Annotated in this window: 16 protein-coding genes; 6 read left to right on the top strand and 10 right to left on the bottom strand. The window is 68.6% G+C overall.

From position 1 onward, the window contains the following. Positions 1 to 54: 54 nt before the first annotated feature. Both ABL838_RS31300 and ABL838_RS31295 read left to right on the top strand, forming a co-directional pair. On the top strand, positions 55 to 1,566 hold the full coding sequence (locus tag ABL838_RS31300; protein WP_418123502.1) for a M20 family metallopeptidase: 1,512 nt from the start codon (positions 55 to 57) through the stop codon (positions 1,564 to 1,566). Then, on the top strand, positions 1,563 to 2,420 hold the full coding sequence (locus ABL838_RS31295) for a lysophospholipase (protein WP_418123501.1): 858 nt from the start codon (positions 1,563 to 1,565) through the stop codon (positions 2,418 to 2,420). The genes ABL838_RS31300 and ABL838_RS31295 overlap by 4 nt, the downstream gene beginning before the upstream one ends. Here the strand turns inward: ABL838_RS31295 and ABL838_RS31290 are convergent. The 6 genes from ABL838_RS31290 to ABL838_RS31265 form a co-directional block, all read right to left on the bottom strand. Next, positions 2,392 to 3,573 (bottom strand): MFS transporter, encoded by a 1,182-nt coding sequence (locus ABL838_RS31290; protein ID WP_126020887.1) that lies wholly within the window; start codon positions 3,571 to 3,573, stop codon positions 2,392 to 2,394. The two genes, ABL838_RS31295 and ABL838_RS31290, sit on opposite strands and share 29 nt — an antisense overlap. After that, positions 3,570 to 6,515, bottom strand: coding sequence for a DUF4132 domain-containing protein (locus ABL838_RS31285; RefSeq protein ID WP_418123499.1), 2,946 nt, complete (start codon positions 6,513 to 6,515; stop codon positions 3,570 to 3,572). Before ABL838_RS31285 ends, ABL838_RS31290 begins: the two co-directional genes overlap by 4 nt. A gap of 102 nt (positions 6,516 to 6,617) precedes the next feature. Next, positions 6,618 to 7,079, bottom strand: a complete 462-nt coding sequence (locus ABL838_RS31280; RefSeq protein ID WP_206169463.1) for a YidB family protein — start codon at positions 7,077 to 7,079, stop codon at positions 6,618 to 6,620. A 101-nt stretch (positions 7,080 to 7,180) separates the two neighbouring features. Further along, positions 7,181 to 8,539: a M20/M25/M40 family metallo-hydrolase gene (locus tag ABL838_RS31275; protein ID WP_418123497.1), complete on the bottom strand. Its 1,359-nt coding sequence runs from the start codon at positions 8,537 to 8,539 to the stop codon at positions 7,181 to 7,183. A gap of 120 nt (positions 8,540 to 8,659) precedes the next feature. Then, positions 8,660 to 9,388, bottom strand: coding sequence for a 16S rRNA (uracil(1498)-N(3))-methyltransferase (locus tag ABL838_RS31270; protein WP_418123496.1), 729 nt, complete (start codon positions 9,386 to 9,388; stop codon positions 8,660 to 8,662). Positions 9,389 to 9,457: 69 nt separating this feature from the next. Further along, entirely contained in the window at positions 9,458 to 10,558 is a 1,101-nt protein-coding gene (locus tag ABL838_RS31265; protein ID WP_418123495.1) for an aminoglycoside phosphotransferase family protein, read from the bottom strand. A gap of 234 nt (positions 10,559 to 10,792) precedes the next feature. On the opposite strand from ABL838_RS31265, the gene ABL838_RS31260 reads away from it, so the two are divergent. Genes ABL838_RS31260 through rsmA form a run of 3 tightly spaced genes read left to right on the top strand, consistent with a single transcriptional unit; the run spans position 10,793 to position 15,604 of the window. After that, a complete protein-coding gene (locus ABL838_RS31260; RefSeq protein ID WP_418123493.1) occupies positions 10,793 to 13,387 on the top strand; it encodes an LPS-assembly protein LptD in 2,595 nt (864 codons plus the stop codon). A gap of 35 nt (positions 13,388 to 13,422) precedes the next feature. Continuing rightward, positions 13,423 to 14,829 carry a peptidylprolyl isomerase gene (locus ABL838_RS31255; protein WP_418123491.1) on the top strand — a complete coding sequence of 469 codons (1,407 nt, stop codon included), beginning with the start codon at positions 13,423 to 13,425 and terminating at the stop codon, positions 14,827 to 14,829. Between the two features lie 4 nt (positions 14,830 to 14,833). After that, a complete protein-coding gene (gene rsmA, locus ABL838_RS31250) occupies positions 14,834 to 15,604 on the top strand; it encodes a 16S rRNA (adenine(1518)-N(6)/adenine(1519)-N(6))-dimethyltransferase RsmA (RefSeq protein ID WP_418123489.1) in 771 nt (256 codons plus the stop codon). Between the two features lie 82 nt (positions 15,605 to 15,686). Here the strand turns inward: rsmA and ABL838_RS31245 are convergent, their stop codons facing one another. From ABL838_RS31245 to ABL838_RS31230, 4 genes are all read right to left on the bottom strand, one after another. Then, complete coding sequence (locus ABL838_RS31245; protein ID WP_165909564.1) at positions 15,687 to 15,827, bottom strand: hypothetical protein; 141 nt, start codon at positions 15,825 to 15,827, stop codon at positions 15,687 to 15,689. A 77-nt stretch (positions 15,828 to 15,904) separates the two neighbouring features. Continuing rightward, a complete protein-coding gene (locus ABL838_RS31240; protein ID WP_086011111.1) occupies positions 15,905 to 16,330 on the bottom strand; it encodes a barstar family protein in 426 nt (141 codons plus the stop codon). Positions 16,331 to 16,380: 50 nt separating this feature from the next. Continuing rightward, positions 16,381 to 16,794 (bottom strand): ribonuclease domain-containing protein, encoded by a 414-nt coding sequence (locus ABL838_RS31235; RefSeq protein ID WP_126020904.1) that lies wholly within the window; start codon positions 16,792 to 16,794, stop codon positions 16,381 to 16,383. A gap of 180 nt (positions 16,795 to 16,974) precedes the next feature. Further along, positions 16,975 to 19,323: an NADP-dependent malic enzyme gene (locus ABL838_RS31230; protein ID WP_126020906.1), complete on the bottom strand. Its 2,349-nt coding sequence runs from the start codon at positions 19,321 to 19,323 to the stop codon at positions 16,975 to 16,977. Positions 19,324 to 19,499: 176 nt separating this feature from the next. Between ABL838_RS31230 and ABL838_RS31225 the strand changes: the two genes are divergently transcribed. Next, positions 19,500 to 20,552, top strand: a complete 1,053-nt coding sequence (locus ABL838_RS31225; RefSeq protein WP_418123487.1) for an SPFH domain-containing protein — start codon at positions 19,500 to 19,502, stop codon at positions 20,550 to 20,552. Positions 20,553 to 20,635: the final 83 nt, after the last annotated feature.

Genomic DNA, 20,635 nt, shown 5'->3' with positions numbered 1-20,635 from the left:
CGCTGCTGGGCGCAAAATGCGTCCTTTCTTTCGTCACCCGCGGAGAACCCACCGATGAACGCCCCCCTGCACCGCGAAATGCCCGCCGGCACGCTCGACGCCGAGCGCGCCCTGTCCGATGTCACCGCCCAATGGGACGGCGACATCGTCAAGCAACTCACCGACTACATCGGCATCCCGGCCAAGTCGCCCGGCTTCGACAAGGACTGGTCGGCCAACGGCTATCTCGAGACCGTGCTGCGCAATGCCGCCGCCTGGGTCGAGGCGCAGAAGGTCGAGGGCCTGAAGCTGGAGATCGTGCGGCTCGAAGGGCGCACCCCGGTGCTGTTCTTCGAAGTGCCGGCCACCGGCACCGACATGGGCGAGACCGTGCTGATGTACGGCCACCTCGACAAGCAGCCCGAGTTCACCGGCTGGCGCAACGACCTCGGCCCCTGGACGCCCAAGTACGAGAACGGCCTGCTCTACGGCCGCGGCGGTGCCGACGACGGCTACGCGGTGTACGCCAGCATCGCCGCGCTGCAGGCGCTCAAGAACCAGGGCGCGGCGCACCCGCGCATCGTGGGCCTGATCGAGACCTGCGAGGAAAGCGGCTCCTACGACCTGCTGCCGTACGTCGACGCGCTGCGCCCGCGCCTGGGCAACGTCGAGCTGGTGATCTGCCTCGACTCCGGCGCCGGCAACTACGACCAGCTCTGGCTCACCACGTCGCTGCGCGGCATGGCCAGCGGCACGCTCAAGGTCGAGGTGCTGACCGAGGGCATCCACTCGGGCGACGCCTCGGGCCTCGTGCCCTCGAGCTTCCGCATCATGCGGCAGGTGCTCGACCGGCTCGAAGACAGCGCCACCGGCCGCCTGCTGCCCGCGAGCTTCCACTGCGAAGTGCCGGCCGACCGCCTCGCGCAGGCCAAGGCCACCGCCGCGATCCTCGGCGACGAGGTCTACAAGCGCTTCCCGTGGGCGCACTACGACTGCGGCGGCTCGACCGTGTTCGCTCTGCCCACCACCACAGACCCGGTCGAGGCCCTGCTCAACCGCACATGGAAGCCCACGCTGTCGGTGACCGGTGCCGAAGGCTTCCCGGCGCTGAAGGACGCGGGCAACGTGCTGCGCCCCTACACCGCCTTCAAGCTGTCGCTGCGCCTGCCCCCGCTGGTCGACGCGGCCGAGGCGGTGCAGAACCTCAAGACGCTGCTGGAGGACAACGCGCCCTACCAGGCCCGCGTGACTTTCGAGAGCAACGGCGGCGCCACCGGCTGGAACGCGCCCGCCATCACGCCGTGGTTCGAGGACGCGCTCAACAAGGCCTCGCAGGCGCACTTCGGCGCTTCCTGCGGTTACATCGGCCAGGGCGGAACCATCCCGCTGATGAACATGCTCAGCGCCGGCTTCCCGAAGGCGCAGATGATGGTCTGCGGCGTGCTCGGCCCGAAGAGCAACGCGCACGGCCCCAACGAGTTCCTGCACGTGCCCTACGCCAAGAAGCTCACCGCGGCCGTGGCCGAGGTGATCGCCGCGCTGCCGGCCGCGCACCGCGCGGCGTCGTCGGAGCCGGCGGCGGCTTGAGCGCGGTCCTGCCCCTGCCGCAGCGCGTGTCGCTGTCCGCGCCGGACGGCCAGACGCTCGCATTGCGGCGGCTGCCGGCGCCCGGGCCGGCGCGTGCCGTGGTCGTCGTGGTCCACGGGCTGGGCGAGCACGCCGGCCGCTACCACGGCCTGGCCGAGTGCCTGCACGAATGGGGCTTCGCGGTCTGGGCGCACGACCACTACGGGCACGGCGAATCCAGCGGCCCGCGCGGCGGCCTGCCGAGCGAGCTGCGGCTGGTGGACGATCTCGCGCTGGTCGTCGACGACGCGCGCCGCGAGAACCCCGGCCTGCCGGTGGTGCTGCTGGGCCACAGCCTCGGCGGGCTTGTCGTGGCGAGCCTGATTGCGCGCGGCGTGCGGCACGTCAACGCCGCAGTGCTGTCCTCGCCGGGGCTCGATCCCGGCCTGAACGGTTTCCAGAAGCTGCTGCTCGCGGTGCTGCCGCGCATCGCGCCCGACCTTCGCGTGGGCAACGGCCTCGACGACAACTACCTATCGCACGACCCGGCGGTGGTGCAGGCCTATCGTGACGATCCGCTCACGCACGACCGCATCGGCGGCCGGCTCGCGCGCTTCCTGGCCTACGAAGGAGAAGCCGTGCAGCAGCGCGCCGCGAACTGGCCGGTGCCCACGCTGCTGCTCTACGCGGGCGACGACCGCCTCGTGCGGCCCGCCGCGAGCCGCGCTTTCGCTGCCGCCGCTGCGCCCAGTGGCAAGGTCGAGGCGCAATGCTTCGACACGCTGTACCACGAGATCTTCAACGAGCTCGAAGCCGATCCGGTCTTCGAAGCCCTTCAGCGCTGGCTCAACCGGCGCTTTCCGCAGCGGGCCTGACAGCGCGCTTGCGCGCCAGCCAGAGCAGCGCCGCGCCCGTCAGCACCACCGGCACCAGCGAGCCGAAGTTCAGCAACCGCCAGCCCTGGGTGGTCACCAGCACGCCCGAGGCGAACGACGTCAGCGCCAGCGTGGCGAACACGCAGAAGTTGAGCGCGCCCTGCGCGCGGTCGCGCTCCTCGGGCGTGTAGGCGGTGAGCGACAGCGTGGTGCTTCCGGTGAAAAGGAAATTCCAGCCCACGCCCAGCAGGAACAGCGCCACGATGAAGTGATGCAGCTCCACGCCCGAGAGCGCGATGGCGATGCAGCCGAGGTTCAGCAGCAGCCCCGCGCCCATCACCGGCAGCGCGCCGAAGCGGCGGATCAGGTGGCCGGTGAAGAAGCCCGGCGCGAACATGCCGATCACGTGCCACTCGAGCACCAGCGCGGCGTCGGAGAACGGCAGGCTGCAGATCTGCATAGCGATGGGCGTCGCGGCCATCAGCAGGTTCATCACGCCGTAGCCCAGCGCGCCGGCTGCCGCCGCGACGATGAACACCGGCTGGCGCGCGATCTCCGAAAGCGGCCGTCCGCCCGCCGCCTCCTTGCGCGCGGGCGCGGGCGGGAACTGGATGAAGTGCATCACCGCCATCGACAGCAGCGCCACCGCCGCCAGCGCGATGTAGGCGCCGGCGAAGGGCACGGCGAAGGCTTCGCGCGTGGCCTTGGCGAGGTTGGGCCCGGCCACGGCACCGATCAGTCCGCCGGCCATCACCATCGACACCGCCTTCTCGCGCCACTGCGGCGCCGCCAGCTCGGCAGCCGCGAAGCGGTAGAGGCCGGCGTTTGCGTTGTAGTAGCCCGCGATGACGGTGGCGAAGCACAGCAGCCAGAAGTTCTTCGTGACCGCCGCGAAGCAGCACAGCAGCGCCGACACCAGCGCCACCGCCAGCCCGGTCTGGAACGAGCCGCGTCGGCCGAAGCGCTGCTGCGTGCGCGCCACCAGCCCGGTGGAGAGCGCGCCGCCGATCACGTAGCTCATGACCGGCAGCGTCGCCATCCAGCCGCGCGGCGCGATGGCCAGGCCCACCAGCCCGTTGATGGCGATGAAGGTCACGTTGTTCGTCAGCAGCAGGCCCTGGCAGATGGCCAGCAGCCACAGATTGCGGTTCATGCGCTTGTCTCCCTTACCGCGCGCTGCAGGTCGCGCTCGATCTCGCTGAATGCGATGGCGGGCAGGTCGCCCAGCGTGCGCTCGGTGCCGGTGAGCGCCACGCCGTGCACCGTCTGCAGCACCTTGCCGTCGGGGCTGTCCTGCACGAACCAGCCCTCTTCCAGCCGCAGGCAGACCTGGCCTTCGCCGGGCACGCCCTTGTTGAAGCTGTTGACCATGCCGCCGTCGCCGATCTCGCGCACCCAGCCGCGCGTCTCCAGGCCCATGAGCGCGGCGTTCGACACCGCGCGGCCGGCCCACTGCGGCAACTCGCGGCCCGCGCGCAACGCCGGATCGAGCACGAAGGACTGGCGCGCCAGCTGCTCGAAGGGCTGCAGGATCTCGTAGTCGGCGAGCACCGGCGCCCATGCGGTGACGAGCGACGCATCGAGCGCCGCGAAGTCCAGCGGATGCGGCAGGCCGATGAGCGCGTTCTCCGGCAGCTTCACCGGGTCGTCGTGCAGGTCGGCCAGCTCGCCTTCGGCGGTGACGCGGAAGGTGCCCTGCAGCTTGTCGGCGGCATCGAACAGGCCCCAGACCAGCGGCCGGCTGAACACCCGCAGCACCGGGTGGTTCGCGAAGAAAGGCATGAACTCGTCGGGGCCCCAGCGGCGCTGCGCGCACATCGCGGCCTCCAGCCGCCGGATCTGCGTGGTGGCGACTGTCTTCGCGAGCTTGCGCAGTTCCTTGAGCTGCGTGGCCGCGGCGGCGGCCTTGCCGGCGTCATCGTTCGCGCCGGCCTTGGGCAGTGTCTTGAGTGCCTTGCCGCGGGCATCGTGCACCACGGGCTGGAAGCTGTCGTCCATGCGCACCTCGAAGCTGCGTGGGCCGAAGTCCAGCGTGAGGCGCGCGCGGGCGTCCAGGCCGAGGTCGGGCACGGTGCGGTCGGCCAGCTGGTCGAGGCTCAGGCCGCGCTGCTCGGCCACCTCGCCGAGCATGCGGTCGGCGCGGGTGCGCAGGTCGTCGTAGCGGGTCTGGCGCGCGAGTTCGGCCAGGTGCATCAGCGCGGCGTCGCTGCCGATCTCGCCGAGCATGGCCATGGCGTCGTAGGCGCGCACGCGGTCGAGCCCGGCGCGCCACTGGCGCAGCAGGCTGTAGAGCTGGCGTGCGGTTTCGCCGTCGCCGAGGCGGCCCTGCAGCGCGAACATCCAGCGCTCCCTGGCCGGCCGGCCGTTGCCGATCCACCAGGCCAGCAGCGCGCGGCCGAAGCGCGCGAGGGAGTCGGGCGCGAGCGCGTCCAGCAGCGGGGCGAGCCCCGGGTATGGCGCGTCGGGCTTGCCGAGCATCATCGCCATCAGCACGTCGGGCACCACGGCCTGCGGCAGCGCAAGGCCGCCTTCCTTGAGGATCAGGCGGGGCAGCGACGGCAGGGGCAGCGTCTTCGGCACCACGGGCAGGCTGTCGGGCAGAACGTCTTCGGGCGCGATGGACAGCAGCTGCGCCACCGCGCCGGCGGCTTCGGCGCCATAGGCCTGTGCCTGGGCGCGCACCGCATCGGCATGGCCGTTGTCGTGCAGCCAGCGCAGCGCGGCCTGCGCCGATTCGTGCGCGGGGCCGGGCTCGCCCAGCGCGACGGGGACGAGGCCGCGCGCGGCCGTGTCGGGATAGCGCTCCAGCCATGCGGCCGCCTCGCGCCGCACCCAGCGGTTGGTGTGGAAGCCCTTGGCGATCCAGCTGGCGAGCGGGTCCCATTCGATGACCGAGGCCAGCTCGAACATCGCCCGCGAGCCCTGCTTGAGGAAGCGCGGCAGTCCCGGCAGCGCATCCGTGCCGAGGGCGTGGAGGATGGGCCGCACGCGGGCCACGTCGCCCATGAAGTGATCGACGGCCGGCCCGTGCGTGAACGCCGCCACGGCCAGCGGCGGGGGCAGTTGCCAGATGTATTCGGCGACGCCCCAGCGCGAGCCGGGCAGTTGGCCGAAGTCCTCGGGGCTGGTGATCTCGTTGCGGCCGGCGATGACGTCGTCGATGAGTTCGGGGCGCAGGCCCAGCATCCACAGCGCCTTGTGCAGGTTGCCGCCTTCGCGGATGGCGTCCGGCGCATCGGGCTGGTGGCGCGTGAACTCGGTCATCCACTGGTTCGAGCGATCGCGCGAAACCCGGACCTCGCGCGCCAGCCAGTCGGACAGGTCGCCCGTGGCCTGCAGGTACTGCGGCGGCTTCAGGTCGGCCCAATGGAGCCGGGCCGTCGGCGGCAACGGCTGCAGCGCCAGTACCGGGATGACGGGCAGCGCCTGCCGGTTCTTCCACGGTGGGCGGCGCAGCAGCGCGGGCCAGTCGGCGGCGAGGGCGTCGGCCACGCCGGCGGAGCCGTCTTCCTGCAGGCGCGCGAGCGTCTTGCGCTGGGCTTCGTCGCACGAGGCTTCGAGCGGCTCCTGCCACTCGGGATTCGCCGCGAGCAGCTCCAGGATGAGCGCCGCGCCGGCCTGGTGCCGCGCCGGGTTCGCCGAAAGCAGCTCGCGCAGCACGAAGAGCGGCCAGCGCGCCGCCTGCTTCATCAGCGCGTTCTTGCAGTCGATCTGCTTGACCTGCGCGACGAAGAAGCGCACCACTTCCGCGTCATGGATGGCCAGCAGGTCGGTGACGGCTTCCTTGTGCGGCGAGGGCTCGAAGAGCAGCTCGGCCGCCGCGGCGCCGTGCATCTCGAGCATGCGCAGCCGCGCTGCGCGCGGCGGATAGAAGCTGGAGCGATGGCGGCGGAAGAAGTCGAGGCTGTCGGCCAGGCTGCGCTCCTCCGAGAGCGAACCGCCGCACCGGCCGCAGGGCCGGTCGTTGAACTTCGCGAGCGCCTCGCGCATGTTCTTGGTCCACCGCACCTTGCCGTCGGGGCGCGCGTCGAGGCCGCCCTCCTTCTTCTCCTCGTTCTTCTCTGTTTCCTCCTTCGACTTGCGATTGCCCGCCATGCCATTGCTCTCCATTGATGCCGCAGGGATTGTCGGCCAACACGCGCGGACCAAAAAAAAGCGCCCTCGCGGGCGCTCGAACACTGGAGAAGGCAGTCCGGTTCAGGACTGCTTGCCTTGCAGCAGACCGCTGAGCGAGCCCAGCAGGTCGTCGTGGTTGCCCAGCCCCTGGTCGGGGATCTTGCCGTGCGGCGTGAGCTGGTCGATGAGCGCCGGCAGCATGGTGGCCAGCATGGGCAGCAGCGTCTGCGCGTTGATGCCGAGCTTGGACGCGATGCTCGCGATGGTGTCGCTGCCCAGCGCGTTCTGCAGCTGGTCGCCCGAGACGGGCTGGTTTTCACCCTTGCCGATCCACGAGCCGATGACGTCGCCCATGCCGGCCTGCTCGAACTTCGAGACCAGGCCGCCCAGGCCACCCACGCTGCCGTTGTTGGCGAGCAGGCCGCCCAGCGCGCCGGCCAGGCCTCCCAGATCGCCCAGCCCGCCAAGGCCTCCGCCTTGCGGTTGCTGCTGTTGCGCAGCGCCTCCGAGCACCTGACCGAGTACCGAATCGAGCAATCCCATGACTGTTTCCTTGGTGTGTGACAGAACCGCCAACATTGTTAAATGCCGCGGACCTTAAGCCGAAAGTGGCACGCCCACTTTCGAATTGGCAACGTGACAAATTACTTGATACGTGCCGCCCGTTTGGGGAGCAGCGCGGGAGCGACCCCCTGAACGCCCACCAGCCCGAGCACGGTGACAAGCGAATTCTGCGCGCCTTTCCACGCATCTGTCATGTCGATGGACTCGCTCAGCGAATGGAATCCGGAGGCCTTGCCGCCGCCGCCCACGACGATGGCCGGGATGCCCATCGAGATCGGCACATTGGCATCGGTGCTGCCGCCGCGCAGCAGCGTCCGGTTGCCGAAGGCGGCGTTCGAGCGGATCGCGGCCTCCACGATCACCGAGTCGGGCGGCGTGCGCCCGCCGGGCCGCTCGCCGATGAGCCGGGTGCTCACGCTCAGGGTGCTGACGTTCCAGCGCCTGTTCTCCTCGACCACGGCTTCGTCGATGGCGGCCAGGATCTTCTTCTCGGTTTCCAGCAGCGAGGCCATGTCGTCCGAGCGGATGTCGATGGCCATGCGCGCATCGGGCGCGATGGTGTTGACCGAGGTGCCGCCGCCCACGGTGCCGACGGTGAACGTCGTCTTCGGAAAGCTCGGCGTGCGGATGTCGGCGATCTTCGCGATCGCGCGGCCCATGCCGTGGATCGCGCTCGGCACTTGGCCGAATGCGCCGAAGCTGTGCCCGCCCGGTCCCTGGAAGCTGACCTCGTAGCGATGGCTCGCGGTGCCCAGCACCAGCACCGAGCCCGGTGCCGAAGGCTCCAGCCCCACCATGCCGTCGATGTCGAGGTGGTCGCGGAAGATCGCCTTCATGCCGCGCAGGTTGCCGAGCTCTTCCTCGCCCACATTGGCGACGAACATCAGGTCGCCCACCGTCTGCACCTTGTTGTCGTTCAGCACCTTGAGCCACGACAGCAGCACCGCCAGGCCGCGCGTGTCGTCGGCGATGCCCGGTGCATGGAGCCGGCCATCGCGCTCCTTGACCTTCACGTCGGTGCCGGCGGGGAAGACGGTGTCGAGGTGGGCCGAGATCAGCAGCTTCGGCCCATTGCCCGTGCCCTTGCGCAGCCCGATCACGTTGCCTTCGGCGTCGATCTTCGCGTTCGTCAGCCCGAAAGCCTTCATGCGGGCGAGAAAAGCCTCGGCGCGCTTGTGCTCCTTGAAGGGCGGGGCCTCGATCTCCGTGAGCGCCTTCAGCTCCTCGAGCGAGCGCTCGTGGTCGGCCCTGAGCGCGTCCAGCAGCTTCTGGACGGCGGGCGATGCCATCAGCTGGGTGAATGCCCGGTCGACCTCGGGGCCGACCTGCGCGGGTGTCGGGGCGACGGCCTGGGGTTGGGCAAGCGCGCCCTGGGTAGTGCAAAACAGTGCGGCGAGGACCAAAGGGGCGAGGCGCAGCGGACCGGGCAGCTTGGACATGGGCGCAAAAGTCCTTCTTTTGTCTTAAAGAAGTAACGATTGTTTCGCAGGCTTTCCACGCGCGCGTCGCGGAAAACACCCACCTGATGGCGTCGGGCCTGAGGCCGGAGCCTTGTCTATCTAGACGCCTGCCAGCGAAACCAGCGAAACCAGCGCGGCCAGCGCCGCCGTTTCGGCGCGCAGCACGCGCGTGCCGAGGGTGACGGGCGCGAAGCCCCGGGCGATGGCCTGCTGCTCTTCGCCGGCGCTCAGCCCGCCTTCGGGGCCGCTCAGCACGGTCACGCCCTGTTGCTGCTCGCCCGTTGCCATGTCGGCGAGGCTGCGCGTGCCCCCGGCGAGGCTCAGCACAAGGCGCACGGCGGGCCCGCCCTGGGTCTCGAGCCAGCCGGCGAAAGGCTGCACCGGGTGGATCACCGGCACGCGGTTGCGCCCGCACTGCTCGCAGGCCGCGACCGCGATGGCTTCCCAGTGCGCCCGCTTCTTCTCGGCGCGCTCGCCCGCCAGGCGCAGCACGCCGTGGGCCGTGGCCAGCGGCTGGATGCTCGCCACGCCGAGCTCGGTGGCCTTCTCGACCAGCCAGTCCATGCGCTCGTTGGCCGGCATTCCGACCGCGAGATGCACCGCCCGGGGCGCCTCGCGCTCCACCGGAAGATGCGCGCCGACCGTTACCGAAACGTCGCTGCGGCCCATGCGCTCGACCGTGGCCGCGTACTCGCCGCCCGCGCCGTCGAACAGCGTGAGCGCGTCCCCGGGCTGCATCCGCAGCACCTGCACGTGGCGCGCGGCACCGGCCGGCAGCGCCAGGCTGGCGCCGGCGCTCAGCGGCACGGAACAGTGGAAACGCGGCATGCTCTGCAGTCGATGGCTGCGAACGGCCGTTGCGCGGGCGCCGCAGGCTGGTGCTTTTTCAGTTTGTCTTCAGACACGGCCGTAGGCGTAGCCCGTGATGGCCGAAGTGCCCTCGATCTCGTCGATCACGCGCGACAGCGGCGTCAGCTCGGAGTAGCGGCTCGCGGTGGCGCGGATGTAGGCGATGAAGCGCGGCGTGTCCGCCAGGTAGCGGGGCTTGCCGTCGCGCAGCGTGAGGCGCGCGAAGATGCCGGCCACCTTGAGATGGCGCTGCAGGCCCATCCACTCGACCGCGCGGTAGAAGGCGCCGAAGTCCTCGTCGACCGGCAGGCCGGCCTTGCGCGCCGCCTGCCAGTAGCGGATGGTGACGTCGAGCACGAACTCCTCGTCCCAGCTCAGGAAGGCGTCGCGCATCAGGCTGGCGATGTCGTAGGTGATGGGGCCGTACACCGCGTCCTGGAAGTCGAGCACGCCGAGCGTGGGAGTCTCGCCCACCATCAGGTTGCGCGGCATGAAGTCGCGGTGCACGTAGACGCCGGGCGACGCGAGGTTGCTCTCGACGATCAGCTTGAAGCTGCGCTCCAGCCGCTCCTTCAGCTTGCCCTCGACGGCGATGCCGCGGTGGCGGCCGATGTACCACTCGGGGAAGAGGGCCAGTTCGCGCTCCAGCAGCGCGCGGTCGTAGGGCGGCAGCACGCCGGGCCTGGAAGAGAGCTGCCAGCGCACCAGCGCGTCGATGGCCTGGTCGTAGAGCGGGCGGGCGGCCTCGGGGCGCGCCGGGTCGATCACGTCCAGCATGGTCTGGCGGCCCAGGTCGTCCAGCAGCAGGAAGCCGTTGGGCTCGTCCCATTCGAGGACCGTGGGGGCCAGCACGCCGGCCGCGGCCATCAGCCCGGCCACCTGCACGAAGGGGGCGCTGTTCTCCTTGTCGGGCGGGGCGTCCATGACGATGCGCGAGGGGGCGGCGGCGTCGGCGGTGTCGAGCCGGAAGTAGCGGCGGAAGCTCGCGTCGGCCGAGGCGAGCCTCACGGTTTCGGGCAGCAGCCGGTGCCGGGGCGCGACGGCGGCCAGCCAGCTGCGGAACGCTTCGGCCCGCTGCGGATTCGTCCAGGCAAGGGTTTCGGCGGGGCGGCTTGGGGCCAATGCGGCCGGGGGCGGGGGTGCTGTCATGGATAATCGATTCTACAAATCCGCCTGGCGCGGCAATCCCCCTTGGCCGGCCTCCGGCCGATGCGGATCGCCACAGGCCCCTGCAACCTGCCGGCCTGCCGCGCCTTCCCCGACGACATTTCGTTCCGAACCGATGCCTACGACCCAAAGCCCTCACGCTTGGCACCTTGTGCGCTCGCTGCTCTCCACGGGAGAGTCGCCGGCTTTCCTCGGAACGGCCGGGCGGGAGGCCTGATGAGCCGACGTCGTGCCGCCGCCCCGCGTCCGCGGCGCCCGGGCCCGCCGCCGCTGCCACTGGCCGTCCTGTCGCTGGCGCTGATCCATGCGCACGGCGCCTCGGCCCAGACGGCTGGCAGCTTTGACGCCCCGCTCACGCTGAAGCGCACGCCCCAGCTCACCGAAATCCTGACGCCCGCCGACCGCAGCCAGATGCCCAGCCTGGTCACCGGCGACCGCATCTCCGGCCGGCCCGACCTCGAGACCGTGGTCGAGGGCAATGCCACGCTGCGCCGCGGCGCGGTGTCCATCACCGCCGACCGGCTCGAGTACTACCAGCCCGACGACCGCGCCAAGGCCACTGGCAACGTGCGGGTCAACCAGGCCGGCAACGTCTACGAAGGCCCCGAGCTGCAGCTCAAGCTCGAGACCTTCGAGGGCTTCTTCAACAACGTGCGCTACAAGTTCCTCGCGAACGAGGCGCACGGCGAGGCCAAGCGCATCGACTTCGTCGACGCCAACGTATCGATCGCCCGCGAGGCCACCTACACCACCTGCCGCCGCGAGGACTTCCCCGGCTGGATGCCCGCCTGGCTGCTGACCGCGGCCTCGATCACCACCGACACCGAGGAAAACGAAGGCGTGGCGAAGAACGCGCGCCTGAGCTTCATGGGCATCACCACGCCGCCCATCCCGAGCGTGAGCTTCCCGCTGTCGAACGAACGCAAGAGCGGACTGCTGCCGCCCACCATCGGCCTGGACAACACCAACGGCCTGGAGATCGCACAGCCGTACTACTGGAACATCGCGCCCAACCGCGACGCCACGTTCACGCCGACGATCATGAGCAAGCGCGGCGTCAACTTCAGCAACGAGTTCCGCTACCTCGAGAAGCAATACAAGGGCGAGATCCGCTTCGACCTGATGGGCAGCGACCGGCTCGTGGGCGACCGTTACAACGAACTGCGCGCCAGCCAGCTCCAGCAGCTGGCCAACGGGCAGATCACCGCCAGCAGCCTGACCAACCCGCCGAAGAACACCCGGCGCTGGGGCCTGTGGCTCACGCACCACCAGGACTTCGACGCCAAGGCGCTGGGCCTGGATTCGCTCTCGGCCAACGTCACCATCAACCGGGTGAGCGACGACGACTACTGGCGCGACTTCACCCGCACGCCCTCGCTCGCGCAGCGCCAGCTGCCGAACGACGCCTCGCTGAACTGGAGCAAGGGCGACTGGAGCGGCATGATCCGCACGCTCAAGTACCAGAACCTGCAGTACAACCTGTCGCCGATCGTGCCCGCGTACGACCGGATGCCGCAGATCACGGCCAACTACAACAAGTACGACTGGCACGGCTTCGACGTCGCGCTGAACCTGGATTACACGCGCTTCCGCGTGAACAGGCTCTCCTCGACCCAGCTCGGCTACGACGTCAACCAGCAGTCGCAGCCCGACGGCGACCGCGCCATGGCCGTGGCCACGATCAGCCGGCCGTTCATCACGCCGAGCACGTACGTCATTCCGAAGCTGATCCTGAACGCGGCCTCGTACAACTACTACCTGCCGCAGGCTGACATCCCGAAGCTCACGGTCAACGGCGTCCAGTACGTCAACGGCCAGGTCTACAACCCCAGCTCGCTGTATTTCTTCCCGACGTCCAGCAACCGCGTGGTGCCCACCTTCAGCCTCGACAGCGGCCTGACCTTCGAGCGTGACGCCAGCTATTTCGGCCGCGCCTTCCGCCAGACGCTGGAGCCGCGCGCCTACTACGTCTACACGCCGTACCGCAACCAGAGCATGCTGCCGAACTACGACTCGGCGGCCAACGACTTCAGCTTCGCGACCATCTACACCGAGAACGCGTTCTCGGGCGGCGACCGCATCTCCGACACCAACGCGCTCACGCTGGGCGTGACCTCCCGCCTGATCGACCCCGACACCGGCGCCGAGGCCGCGCGTTTCGGCATCGCGCAGCGCCTGCGTTTCAGCGACCAGAAGGTCACGCTGCCGGGCGGCACGCCGGTGACCGACCGCGCGAGCGACCTGCTGCTGGGCGCCACCATCAACTGGACGCCCAAGTGGAGCCTGGACACGCTGGTCCAGTACAACCCCGACACCCGCAGGTCGGAGCGCTCGGCCATCAGCGCCCGCTACAACCCCGAGCCGTACCACAACCTGAGCGCGGCCTTCCGCTACCAGGCGCCCACCACCCCGACCGCGACCGACGGCAACAAGTCGATCGACGTGGGCTGGCAGTGGCCGCTGAACGACCTGTGGGGCGACAAGGGCAAGAACCTCGGCCCCGGCAAGGGCCAGGGCGGCGGACGCTGGTATGCGGTCGGCCGGCTCAACTACAGCCTGCAGGACAAGAAGCTCACCGACGGCGTGCTCGGCTTCGAATACGACGGCTGCTGCTGGATCGGTCGCGTGGTGATGCAGCGCATCACCACCGGCCAGGTGACGGCGAACACCCGCATCATGTTCCAGCTCGAATTCGTGGGCTTCTCCAGCATCGGCTCGAGCCCCATGCAGACCCTGCGGCAGAACATCCAGCGCTACGAACCCCTGCGCCAACCGGGCGAAGCGCCGAGCCGCTTCACCAACTACGACTGAGACGACTGACTCTGACTGAGCGAGCGAGCGACGCCATGAAAAACCTCCGTTCCATCATCACCCTGGGCTGCCTCGCGGCAATCGCCGCCACGGCGGGCGCGCAGGGCTATCGCCCCGGTACCGGCATCACGGACATCATGCGCGCCGGCCCGCGCCTGGGCCCGCCGGCCGCGCGTCCGTCCACCACGCCCCCGGCGGCGCCGGTGCAGCGTTCGGCCGAATTCATCGTCGCGCTGGTCAACTCGGAGCCGATCACCAACACCGACGTGCAGTCGCGCGTGACGCGGCTCATCAAGGAGAACCCCGACGCCGAGCGCGTGCCCCGCGGCGAGCTCACGCGCCTCGTGCTGGAGCGCCTGATCACGGAGCGTGCGCAGCTGCAGCTCGCGAAGGAAAACGGCATCAAGGTCGACGAAGTGGCCATCGACCAGGCCGAGCAGACCGTGGCTCGCCAGAACGAGATCAGCCTGGTCGAGCTGCGCCGCCGCGTGGCCGCCGAAGGCATCGCGCAGCAGGATTTCCGCAACGACCTGCGCGACCAGCTGCTGCTCACGCGCCTGCGTGACCGCGAGGTCGAGTCGAAGGTCAAGGTCAGCGACGCCGAGGCCGACGAGTACCTGCGCGACCAGCGCAACCAGTCCGTGAAGAACGTGGCGCTGGAAAACCTCAACCTCGCGCAGGTGCTGGTGGCCGTTCCCGAGAACGCCACCGATGCGCAGATCGCCGCCGCCCAGAAGAAGGCCCAGGACATCGCCCAGCGCGCCCGCGCCGGCGAAGACTTCGCCAAGCTGGTGCGCGAGAACTCCGACTCGCCCGACCGCGCCAACGGCGGCGCCATCGGCATGCGCAGCGCCGACCGCTACCCGTCGCTGTTCGTCGAGGCCACGCAATCGACCGCCGTGAACGGTATCGCCGGCCCCGTGCGCTCCAGCGCCGGTTTCCACGTGCTCAAGGTGCTGGCCAAGGCCCAGATCGGCTCCGGCGACGCCACCGTCACACAGACGCAGGTGCGCCACATCCTGCTGCTCAACGATCCCAAGCGCACCACGGCGCAGGCGGTCGCGCAGCTGGCCGAATTCAAGCGCCGCATCCAGGCCGGCTCGGCCGACTTCGCGGGCCTGGCCCGCGACAACTCGCAGGACGGCAGCGCCAAGCAGGGTGGCGACCTCGGCTGGTCTCGTCCCGGCCAGTTCGTGCCCGAATTCGAGGAAGCCATGGACCGGCTCTCGCCCGGCCAGATCAGCGACCCGGTGGTCTCGCGCTTCGGCGTGCACCTGATCCAGGTGGTGGCCCGCCGCGATTCCAAGCTCAGCCAGTCGGAGCAGCGCGAAGCCGCGCGCGCCGCGCTGCGCGAACAGCGCGTGGAAGAAGCCTTCACCACCTGGGTGCAGGAAGTGCGCGCGCGCGCCTACGTCGAATACCGCGACCCGCCCCAGTCCTGAGCTGATGGCGCAGCACATCGCGAGGAAGCGGTTCGGGCAGCACTTCCTGTCCGACGGCGGGATCATCGATTCGATCGTGCGCGAGATCGCGCCGCAGCCCGGCGATGCCATGGTCGAGATCGGTCCGGGGCTCGCCGCGCTGACGCAGCCGCTGGTGGAGCGGCTGGGCCGGCTCACCGTGATCGAGCTCGACCGCGACCTGGCGAAGCGACTGCGAGAGCATCCGCAACTGGACGTGATCGAGTCGGACGTGCTCAAGGTCGACTTCGCCGAGCTCGCCGCGAAGTTCCCTGCCGGCAAGCCGCTGCGTGTGGTGGGCAACCTGCCCTACAACATCTCCACGCCCATCCTGTTCCATCTGCTGGGCTGCGCCGGTCTGGTCGCCGACCAGCATTTCATGCTGCAGAAGGAAGTGATCGACCGCATGGTGGCCAGCCCCGCCACCTCCGACTACAGCCGCCTGAGCGTGATGCTGCAATGGCGCTACGAAATGGAAAACGTGCTGTTCGTACCGCCCGAGAGCTTCGATCCGCCGCCGCGCGTGGACAGCGCCGTGGTGCGGATGGTGCCGCTGGCGACGCCGCCGGCCGTCGACGAGAGGCGCCTGGGCGAGATCGTGCAGGTCGCCTTCAGCCAGCGCCGCAAGCTGCTGCGCCATACCTTGGGCAAATGGCTCCAGGAGCATGGCTTTTCCGGCGACTTCGACACCCAGCGGCGGGCCGAGGAAGTGCCGGTGGCCGATTACGTGGCGCTGGCCCAGGCAGTGCCCCAATGAAAAAAGCGCGCCGATGGCGCGCTTTTTCTTCACTTGCTCGATCGCCTTTCGTCAGCCGGCATGCTCGGCCGACTTTTTCCGATCAGGCGGCGGCGAGCCAGTAACCCGCGTTGAAGGGGCTGCTCATGCGCAGCGCCAGCGGCGACACGTCGACCAGCTTGTCGGTCGGCATCTTTTCGCCGGCCGGCTCGGTGGCAGCTGCTGCTGCCGCCGCGGTGTTCACTTCGATGCCATCGAGGGTTTCAACGTTCGGTTGAGCCTCGTTCGCCCGTTCTGCTTGGCTGGTGGATGCAGAACGGGCTACAGAAAAGAATAGAAGCACCGGAACGGGACCTTGCGGTCGCCCCAGTAGTCCGAGGCGTCGCGGAAGATGTCGAGCAGCTGCTCGCGGGCTTCCTTGTCGAACTTGGCGTTGGCCGGGATCTGTTCCAGCACGATGACGAAACCCGGCTGCGGGCCCGATTTATGCAACGGGTCGGTCATGCAGTCATACAGCGCGTCGAAGTTCTTCCCGAAGTGGGCCGGGAACGTGAACTGCTGGGCGATCAGGTCGAGCACGTCCTGCTTGGTCTGGGCGTTGCCCAGGTTGGCGTACAGGAAGTGCTGGCCGGCCGCATTGGCTGCGTCCTGCAGGTCGTTCACGCGGAACGCGCGGATCGATTGCACGATGTTCGGGCGTACGGCACGAAGGGATAAGGTCATCTCCGCTGGTCTTTCCATAGTCATCATCATTTCGTCGGGGCGCTTCGAGGCGCCGCTCAGGTCGTTTTCATCGCTCATGGCGCAATCCGTCTGAAACTCGCGTAGTGGTCCGCGGTGTACCAGCAGGCCTCGGGCGCGGTGCGCTGTTCGCCGCCGCAGACGATCCGCCGTGCTCCGCGGTCGCGCGAACCGGGCGTCGTGACCGTGTATTCACGGTAGTGGCCTCGGCGGGCGGGCGGCAACAGACGTTCGCGATTGCCGAACACCGTGCCGTCCTTGTCATACCGGAAGGGACCGCCATTGAGGATGGCCTGGTAGGTCCGCTGGCCCTGCGCCGGCAGGTCGGCCAGTGCGATGGTTTCCTCGGCGGAGGCCTTTCCGGCGCCGAACCATCCGCGGGCCTCGGCCCCCGTCGTCAACGCCACCAGCATCAGACTGGTGAGCGCAAACTTTGTGACAGAGGACGTGATCGAGGCGTAAGCCGCCATGGGGCACCACAAGAAAAGAGCGGGGGGTCGAATCGGCGATCAACGTCGGGGTTAACCCGCAAATTCAAGCCCGCGAGTGTGCACCACGCTGGCGAAAATAGCAAGCGACTGCCCAAAGTTTGAGCAGTCGCGAGGGTATCGAATGGCTTTTCAAGTTGGCGGCCACTCTCGCCAGAGAGCTTATCTCTCGGCGTTTGCGTCTGCCACTGTCAAGGCTGTCATGTTCACGATGCGCCGAACAGTCGCGCTGGCCGTGAGAATGTGCACAGGTTTGGCCGCCCCGAGCAGAACCGGGCCGATCGCGATGTTGCCGCCTGCCGCCGTCTTGAGCAGGTTGTAGGAAATGTTGGCCGCGTCGATGTTCGGGAAAACCAGCAGATTGGCGTCGCCCGCGAGCGCGCTGTGCGGCATGACGACCGCGCGCTGCTTGCTGTCGAGCGCCACGTCGCCGTGCATTTCGCCGTCCACCTCGAGCCAGGGCGCCTGCACGCGCAGCAGGTCGAGCGTCTTGCGCATCTTGATGGCGCTGGGGCCGTTGCTGGTGCCGAAGTTGGAGTGCGACAGCAGCGCAGCCTTCGGCTTCAGGCCGAAGCGCATCATTTCCTCGGCCGCCATGGTGGTGATCTCGGCCAGCTCCTCGGGCGAGGGGTCGTAGTTGACGTGCGTGTCGACCAGGAACACCTGGCGGTCGGGCAGCAGCAGGCCGTTCATGCAGGCGTACACCGGCACGTCCTGCGGGGTGCTTTCGCAGCCGCCGGGGCGCTTGCCGATCACCTGGTCGATGTAGTGCAGGTGGTTGGCGGTGGTGCCCCAGGTGCCGCAGATCAGGCCGTCGACCTCGCCCTTGTGCAGCAGCATCGAGCCGATCAGCGTCAGGCGCCGGCGCATCTCGATCTTGGCGACCTGCACCGTCACGCCCTTGCGCTCGGTCATGCGGTGGTAGGTCTGCCAGAACTCGCGGTAGCGGTGGTCCTGCTCGACGTTGACCACGTCGTAGTCCAGCTCTTCCTTCAGGCGCAGGCCGAATTTCTCGATGCGCTGGGCGATGATGGCCGGCCGGCCGATCAGCGTCGGGCGCGCCACGCCTTCGTCCACCACGATCTGGGCTGCACGCAGCACGCGCTCTTCCTCGCCTTCCGAGTAGGCCACGCGCTTCTTGCTCGCGCGACGGGCGGCGTCGAAGATGGGCTTCATCGTCGTGCCCGAGGCGTAGACGAAGCTCTGCAGCTTGTCGCGGTAGGCGTCCATGTCCTTGATGGGGCGCTGCGCCACGCCGCTTTCCTCGGCCGCCTTTGCCACGGCCGGCGCGATCTTCATCATCAGGCGCGGGTCGAAGGGCTTCGGAATCAGGTATTCGGGGCCGAAGCTGAGCTTTTCACCGACGTAGGCGGCGGCAACGCGCTCGCTCTGCTCGGCCTGCGCCAAGTCGGCGATGGCGTGCACCGCGGCGATCTCCATCTCGTCGGTGATCGTCGTCGCGCCGCAGTCCAGCGCGCCGCGGAAGATGTACGGGAAGCACAGGACGTTGTTGACCTGGTTCGGGTAGTCGGTGCGGCCGGTGGCCATGATCACGTCGTCGCGCACCGCGTGGGCGTCCTCGGGCGAGATCTCGGGGTTGGGATTGGCCAGCGCGAAGATCACCGGGCGCCTGGCCATCTTGGCCACCATGGCGGGCTTGAGCACGCCGCCGGCCGACAGGCCCAGGAACACGTCCGCGCCCTCGATCACCTCGCCGAGCGTGCGCGCGTCGGTCTTCTGCATGAACTGGCGCTTGTCGTCGTCCATCAGCTCGGTGCGGCCCTCGTAGACCACGCCGGCCAGGTCGGTGACGAACACGTTCTCGCGCTTCAGGCCCACCTTGAGCAGCAGGTTCAGGCAGGCCAGCGCCGCGGCGCCCGCGCCCGAGGCCACCAGCTTGACCTCTTCGATCTTCTTGCCCGCCACCTTCAGGCCGTTGACCATGGCCGCCGCCACGGTGATGGCCGTGCCGTGCTGGTCGTCGTGGAAGACCGGGATCTTCATGCGCTTGCGCAGCTCGCGCTCGACGTAGAAGCAGTCGGGCGCCTTGATGTCTTCCAGGTTGACCGCGCCGAAGGTGGGCTCCAGCGAAGCGATGATGTCCACCAGCTTGGCCGGGTCCTTCTCGTCGATCTCGATGTCGAACACGTCGACGCCCGCGAATTTCTTGAAGAGGACGCCCTTGCCTTCCATCACCGGCTTGGAAGCCAGCGGGCCGATGTCGCCCAGGCCCAGCACGGCGGTGCCGTTGCTGATGACGGCCACGAGGTTGCCCCGGGAGGTGTACTTGAATGCGTTGGCCGGGTCCTTGACGATCTCCTCGCAGGGAGCCGCCACGCCGGGCGAGTAGGCCAGCGACAGGTCGCGCTGGTTGACCATCTGCTTCGTCGCCGCGATGGCGATCTTGCCGGGAACGGGAAACTCGTGGTACTCGAGGGCGGCACGGCGCAGTTCTGCGCGTTTGTCTTCGGGCGTGGGAGTCGATGAGGTCGAGGGGGTCGAATCTGACATGTGCCGTAGCTCCTGGTGGCGCTTCTTCTGGGGGCGCCGATTGTAGACCTCGCGCATGACGCCCTAGGCCGCATGGCCAGGGGCTCCCATGACCAATAGCACGGGTGTTTCTTCAGATCGCTGTGGCAATATGCACGGTTCGGACAAAACCTGAAAAAACCTGACGAGGAGCGACCATGGCCCTGATGGATTTCATCAAGAAGCAGTTCATCGACATCATCCAGTGGACCGAGACCGGCGACGGCACGCTGGCCTGGCGCTTCCCGATGGCGGAGATGGAAATCCAGAACGGCGCCTCGCTCACCGTTCGCGAGTCGCAGGTTGCCGTCTTCGTCAACGAGGGCAAGGTGGCCGACGTGTTCGGCCCCGGCATGTACAAGCTCACGACGCAGACGCTGCCCGTGCTCACGTACCTGAAGAACTGGGACAAGCTCTTCGAGTCGCCCTTCAAGAGCGACGTCTACTTCTTCAGCACCCGCCAGCAGGTCGACCAGAAGTGGGGCACGCCCCAGCCGATCACCATCCGCGACAAGGACTTCGGCGCCGTGCGCCTGCGCGCTTTCGGCAACTACTCGTTCCGCATCGGCGACGCCAAGGCCTTCCACACCGAGATCTCCGGCACGCGCGACACCTACACCGTGGCCGACCTCGACGGCCAGCTGCGCGGCCTGGTGCTGCAGAACATCAGCAATGCCATCGCCTCAAGCGGCGTGCCCTTCCTCGACCTCGCGGCCAACCAGATCCAGTTCGCGCAGGCGCTCGCCGCCCAGCTGGTGCCCGAGTTCGAGAAGATCGGCATCAAGCTCGAGAACATCACCGTCCAGAACGTCTCGCTGCCCGAAGAGCTCCAGAAGATCCTCGACCAGAAGATCGGCATGGGCATGGTCGGCAACGACATGGGCAAGTTCATGCAGTACCAGACGGCGCAGGCCATTCCGAAGTTCGCCGAAGGCGCTGCCGCCGGCGGCAGCGGCATCGCGGGCGACGCGATGGGCCTGGGTGCCGGCGTGGCGCTCGGCCAGGTGCTGGCCCAGAACCTCGCGCAGGGCCTGAGCCCCAACGCGGCGGCTGCCGCCGCGGCACAGCAGCAGCAACCGGCGGTGGCCGTGGTGAGCGCCGCCGACGTGATGACCACGCTCGAGAAGCTCGGCGAACTCAAGACCAAGGGCATCCTCACCCAGGAAGAGTTCGACGCCAAGAAGGCCGAACTGCTCAAGAAGCTGGTCTGACCCGACCGCTATGTTCTCGATAGCACCTGACGCCCCTTCGATGGGCGTCAGAAGCCTCATTGGCTTGAAGAAAGCATGGCCGT

The sequence above is a fragment of the Variovorax sp. 160MFSha2.1 genome (genome assembly GCF_048305075.1).
GTDB lineage: Bacteria > Pseudomonadota > Gammaproteobacteria > Burkholderiales > Burkholderiaceae_C > Variovorax > Variovorax guangxiensis.
The sequence above is the reverse complement of the archived record's forward strand: the minus strand, read 5'-3'. Positions and strand labels throughout refer to the sequence as shown.